The organism is Deltaproteobacteria bacterium (assembly GCA_016213065.1).
GTDB lineage: Bacteria > UBA10199 > UBA10199 > SPLOWO2-01-44-7 > SPLOWO2-01-44-7 > JACRBV01.
The window spans coordinates 1-5,195 of the sequence record JACRBV010000034.1; the positions used below are offsets into that span (position 1 = coordinate 1).

Sequence of the window (5,195 nt, forward strand, 5' to 3'; positions counted from 1 at the left end):
ACCGATCGAACCGTGGCTGATCTTGAAGCCACGCATCGTCGGACGCTTGGATTCCACATTGTCCGCCGCTGCGGCACCGTACGTCCGCTCCAGCTCCGCCAACTCGACCCGCGCCGCGTTCAGTTTCTTCTGGATCGCGCCGATGCAGAGGGTGTTTGGGAAGAAAAATATTCCACGGGCACAGGATTCCCGGGCCACTTCTATATTCGCTACCATGGTTATCGGTACTATTTCCCACTGTTAGCTCTGGCCCGCTATCAGAAGGCTGTAGATCAAAAATCAAAATGACAATTTAAAATTCAAAAGGTTAAATTTTAGTCTAATGCCTATGCACTTGAATCCCGTAAGAAAACCTTTGCCCTCTTTTTGGGAGTGGTGGAAAATGCGTTTTTCATGGTTGTCATCCTGAACGCAGTGAAGGATCTACTTGATAATATTGGATTCTTCGCTTCGCTCAGAATGACAATTTGAAAATTTCAGCATTTTCCACCACTCCCTTTTTGTCATCCCCGCGCAGGCGGGGATCCAGTGATTTCAACGGTTTCTGGATTCCCGCTTTCGCGGGAATGACAGAACGGGACTCAAGTGCATAGGCATTTTTTAGTCTTTAATTTTGATTTTTGCTTTTTGATTTTTGAATTTCAATTGCTCCGCCCGTTTTTTGAATCGCTTCAGGGTTTGTGGAAGACTTTTTTCTGTCAGTGTTTGTGTAATCATGTTGGGAACCCACAAACCAAAACGGATATCAATCGCATAAGTGGCGTGGGTGGTATTATCGCCTTTTGCCTTCAACTCCCAACTCCCGCTATTCGCCTTCATCATGTCGCCCTGTTTTAATTTCCAATAAACGGACCGGGAGGGATCGAGTTCAAAATGAAGCGTGTAAGCAATTTCCTTGATGAGGTTAACTTTGAAGGCGACTTCCATTTCTTTGTCATCCACCCATTCCACTTTGGCGGATTTTACTTCGGGAAGAAATTGCGGATACGACTCAAAATCGACAATGCAATGATAGACAACGTCAATGGGGGCCTGAATAAGGATCGATTGTGAAACCATTAGGGAACCTCCGAAAACCACCCATCTGCGTCGTTGCCCGCAAGCCCGCAATCCTCACGTACTTCCATGTACGCTCCGGTTGCGGGCCTGCGGGCGCCTAGCATCTGGGCAGTTTTGAGAGGTTTCCGATTATCATCGTTTCTGGATGTGCCCATTAGAATGAAGGCTTCTTGGTTTTAAAGTTATGGCTCGCTTCCAGATAACGAATTGTGCCTGTTGACGAGCGCATAACAATGGAATGCGTCGCGGCACCGCCCGGGAAGAAGCGAACGCCTTTTAAAAAATCACCATTGGTGACACCGGTTGCCGCGAACATCACATCACCGCGCGCTAGTTCTTCGATCCGGTAAATTTTTTCGAATTCTCTGATACCCATCGCCTTGGCGCGCTCTTTTTCTTCTTCTTTTCTGAAAACAAGGCGTCCCTGAATATCTCCACCCACGCAACGAAGGGCCGCCGCGGCCAACACGCCTTCGGGAGCACCGCCCGTTCCCATCAAAACATCCACGCCACGATCCGGCCAACAGGTGGCCAAGGCGGCGGAGATATCACCATCTTGAATCAGTCGAATACGGGCACCCGATTCGCGCACTTCAGCGATCAATTCTTTATGGCGTTCTCTCTCCAAAATAATGACAGTTAAATCTTCGACAGAAACTTTTTTGGCGGCGGCAATGTTACGGAGATTTTCCGTGGGACTTTTTGTCAGATCGATAGTCCCTTTAGCATCAGGACCCACTGCAATTTTTTCCATGTAGGTATCGGGGGCATTCAAAAAACAACCACGGTTGGCAAGGGCAATAACTGCAAGAGCATTGTAGCGCCCCTGCGCGGTGATGGTGGTGCCTTCAAGAGGATCAACGGCAATGTCAACCTCAGGGCCCTTCCCCGCTCCCACTTCTTCCCCGATAAAAAGCATCGGCGCTTCGTCTCTTTCTCCTTCGCCAATAACAATGCGCCCGCGTATAGGAAGATTGTTCAGCGTCAGCCGCATTGCATTGACAGCCGCTTGATCGGATTCTTTTTCTTTCCCTTTACCAACCCATCGGGCCGACGAAAGCGCCGCCGCTTCCGTGACACGCACACATTCAAGAGCTAAGTTACGATCCATAATGGGGGTTCAACTATCAAGAGACACCCTTGAAGTCAAAATAAAATCAAACGTCAAAATCTTCGTGCTGGTTCTTTTGTTGACGAATTTCTTAAAATATGGTTTTTAGTTTTCAGATGCAGAAAAATAAAAAAGTCTTCTTTGTTTTTATTGCACTCCTTCTTTTGCTTCCGACAACGGAAGCCGTCTCCTCCGATAAATCGAAATCACTGGTCCAGAAAGGCTATTCCTTTTTGACGAAGGGAAATTTTGAATCGGCGCTAAAGCAGTTTGAGCTGGCCTTCAAGGCCGATCCTAATGATGGAACAGCACTCTTTTTTCAAGGCGTTGCTTTGAACCGTTTGGGGAAATTTGAACTTTCGGCTCCAAAACTGGATCGGGCAGGCCTTAAAAAAGGAGTGCATCCCGATTGGAATTTCGAACGTGGCTGGAGTTATCTGGGTTTGGGGGAATGGAAAAAGGCTGTTTCGCTTTTGGAAGTCTTTGAAAAAGAACATCCGGGCCGCGGGCAGACCTTGGAATTTATCGGCCGTGCCTATTTTGGACTTAAAAATTATTCCAAGGCTGAAAGTTATCTCAAAAAAGCCGCAAAAAAAGATCCCAATCTCAAAAAAACCACAGAAATTTATCTTTCGAGGATTTCAGGCACAAGACAGGCCCCAAGTGCTACCGAAGGCCCAAAGAGTGAGAAGGGGAAAAATTGGAAAATTTATTCTAATATAGGCGGCAATTACAATACCAACGCCATTAATCTGGGAAACGGCGTAACACGTCCGGCCGATATTTCCCGGCAGGAGTCCCCGTTTGCCTCAGGAACCTTGGGTGGGAGTTATCGTTTTGATCTTTCGGATTCCAGTCAATTTTCTCTGGGGAATCAGATTCTCGCCAATCTTTATGAAGTGAGCGGCCGTCTGCATTTTTTGGATAATTATTCCTTTCTGCAGTTTCGCCATTCTTTTGACCCAACCAAAATTTTGGGTATTACCTTTTCCAATGATTTTTCAATAATTCAAACGGCCAAGTTTCGGGATCAAATCGGAATCAAACCGCTGTTTGGCTGGAAATTGGCGGATTGGCTGGTTTCCGAAATCGGTTATAATTTTGGATGGGCGGATTATTTTTTTCCGTCCAACGCCAATCAAAACCGCGATTCCTATTCCCACACGGTCTTGATGAACAACATCTTTTCGGTTCCGGAAACAAAACTGCGTTTTCGTCTGGGATACTTCCATTTGTGGAATCGCGCCACGGGATCCGACTTTGATTACGGTGGAAACACTCTGATTTTCGGCGTCAGCCATTCCTTCTATGAGGATGTTATGGGAGAATTGCTATTTTCTCAGGCTTGGAACCGCTATTCCAAAATCAACAGTTTGACGACAGGCACTAAGCGCAGTGATGATATTTCCAATGTATCTGTACAGTTTAAGGTCCCGTTTATTGGGCCGATAAAAGGTTTTCTCCACGCCAATTATACGCGAAACAAATCGAATATCGCGGTGTTTAATTATCGAGCATGGCAGGGCGGCGGGGGTTTGTCAGCGGAATTTTAAAGAGAGGAATTTTTATGATGAAGATGGGAGGGCTGATTTTGGTTTTGACAATGTTTTATGCCCCTTCTCTCTTCGCTTGTCCGACGGGCTACACCTGTCCGGCGGGCAAAGACTGCATCTCTGATTCCACCCAATGTGTGGTTGATACCTCTTCTTCCAGCACGACCACTACCAGTAGCACTTCCAGCGAACCGGCAACAACAAAAGAGCAGATGGGCCTGACTTATAGCGTGGATGAACAGGGATTTATTTCGATTATCAACGCTCAGGCCACGGCTTCCATGGTAACTGTCACTTTTTTTGATGAATCGTCGTCGCTTAGAACCGGCGTTTCTCCGCCCACTTTTGACGTGAGGGGTAGAGATTCCCCTCTCTTTTTGGACCCTGGCGTTCCCAGATTCGACGCTCAAAATGCCTCTATTCCCCCGCTTACCAGATGAGGTGTAAAAATACCCATCCCCTTCGGTCGGAAAAAAGAGTAAACTGACCCTAATGAAACGCATCCTTTTTCTTTTTGGAATGATCCTGATTATTTCTTCCGCGGTTTTGGCCGGGCCGGATTGTCCGGAATCAAAGCCACCCCCTCAAGACGTGATGACAACAGTTCCGAGTGAAAGCGCGCCGTCCCCTTCTCCGCCTTCCGTGACAGTTCCCGCAGAACCTTCGAGTACGAAAGAGCAGATGGGTCTGACGTTTGATCCTGCCATTCCCGACAAAAGCGGTTTTGAAGAAGAAAAAAACCCGGAACGGAAAAAACTTCTCGACAAACTTTTTGAGGCCAAAAAAAATGAAGTGGATGCCAAAATCAGGCTGGATGAGTTGGAGAGACTGAAAAAAGACAATGAGGAGCAGTATCGAAAAATCGTGGATGCGGATAACAAACTTTTTAAGGAATGGCATGATGTTGTCAAAAAGAAAGAACAGTTATCCATTTTCAGATCAACGGAACCCCTAGACAGAGAGACCGACAGAATAATAAGGGAACTACATGGGAACTGGGAAAGCAGGGATGGCCTTTACAAACAGATGGAGGCGTTTCACAAGGAAACATTGAAGATGCTGGGCAAACAAGCCGATTACGGCAATAAAAGGATTTCTTTAGAATGGGACTTACAGCAGACGGACACCAAGCAAGGCGCCGAAAAAGTTTCCATTCCAAAGCTGGGACGGTAAATTTCGGAAAAATTTTATGAAAACCAGTGTCTTATTTTCTTTTTTGGTTGTTCTTTTATTTTTCACAAACGGATTTGCCGGAGAGGAACCGTGTCACGAACCCCCTTCTCCGGCACCCGCTTCTCCGTCCGTTCCTTCGGATTCGGGTCCTTCTTCCGGCGGCGGTTCCGTCACCACGGCACCCTCGGGGATGGGTGATGACACAAAAGGACAAATGGGGATGACCTTTGACCCTTCAGTCCAAGGCGATGGCAATGACCATCCCTTCGGACCTTCCGATTTTATGAGTTTTATGCGGT

The 5,195-nt window shown here is 47.0% G+C and carries 7 protein-coding genes; 5 read left to right on the top strand and 2 right to left on the bottom strand.

Annotation, left to right across the window (positions count from 1 at the left end; all coding sequences use genetic code 11):
- On the top strand, positions 1-288 hold a 288-nt coding region (locus tag HY877_01765), incomplete at its 5' end, for a hypothetical protein (protein ID MBI5299009.1).
- Positions 289-600: 312 nt separating this feature from the next.
- On the opposite strand, the gene HY877_01770 is transcribed toward HY877_01765, so the two are convergent.
- Together HY877_01770 and glpX are read right to left on the bottom strand one after the other, a co-directional pair.
- Positions 601-1,059, bottom strand: a complete 459-nt coding sequence (locus HY877_01770) for an SRPBCC family protein (GenBank protein MBI5299010.1) — start codon at positions 1,057-1,059, stop codon at positions 601-603.
- A 154-nt stretch (positions 1,060-1,213) separates the two neighbouring features.
- Positions 1,214-2,170 carry a class II fructose-bisphosphatase gene (gene glpX, locus HY877_01775; GenBank protein ID MBI5299011.1) on the bottom strand — a complete coding sequence of 319 codons (957 nt, stop codon included), beginning with the start codon at positions 2,168-2,170 and terminating at the stop codon, positions 1,214-1,216.
- Between the two features lie 98 nt (positions 2,171-2,268).
- Between glpX and HY877_01780 the strand changes: the two genes are divergently transcribed.
- From HY877_01780 to HY877_01795, 4 genes are all read left to right on the top strand, one after another.
- Entirely contained in the window at positions 2,269-3,723 is a 1,455-nt protein-coding gene (locus tag HY877_01780; protein ID MBI5299012.1) for a tetratricopeptide repeat protein, read from the top strand.
- Positions 3,724-3,737: 14 nt separating this feature from the next.
- A complete protein-coding gene (locus HY877_01785) occupies positions 3,738-4,163 on the top strand; it encodes a hypothetical protein (protein MBI5299013.1) in 426 nt (141 codons plus the stop codon).
- Between the two features lie 52 nt (positions 4,164-4,215).
- On the top strand, positions 4,216-4,896 hold the full coding sequence (locus HY877_01790) for a hypothetical protein (GenBank protein ID MBI5299014.1): 681 nt from the start codon (positions 4,216-4,218) through the stop codon (positions 4,894-4,896).
- A 16-nt stretch (positions 4,897-4,912) separates the two neighbouring features.
- A partial coding sequence (locus tag HY877_01795) for a hypothetical protein (GenBank protein ID MBI5299015.1) occupies positions 4,913-5,195 on the top strand: 283 nt, incomplete at its 3' end.

Excerpts from the sequence above, each read along its gene's own strand:
- HY877_01790 (MBI5299014.1), top strand. The coding sequence starts at position 4,216 with ATGAAACGCATCCTTTTTCTTTTTGGAATGATCCTGATTATTTCTTCC.
- HY877_01785 (MBI5299013.1), top strand. The coding sequence starts at position 3,738 with ATGATGAAGATGGGAGGGCTGATTTTGGTTTTGACAATGTTTTATGCC.
- HY877_01770 (MBI5299010.1), bottom strand. The coding sequence starts at position 1,059 with ATGGTTTCACAATCGATCCTTATTCAGGCCCCCATTGACGTTGTCTAT.
- glpX (MBI5299011.1), bottom strand. The coding sequence starts at position 2,170 with ATGGATCGTAACTTAGCTCTTGAATGTGTGCGTGTCACGGAAGCGGCG.
- HY877_01780 (MBI5299012.1), top strand. The coding sequence starts at position 2,269 with ATGGTTTTTAGTTTTCAGATGCAGAAAAATAAAAAAGTCTTCTTTGTT.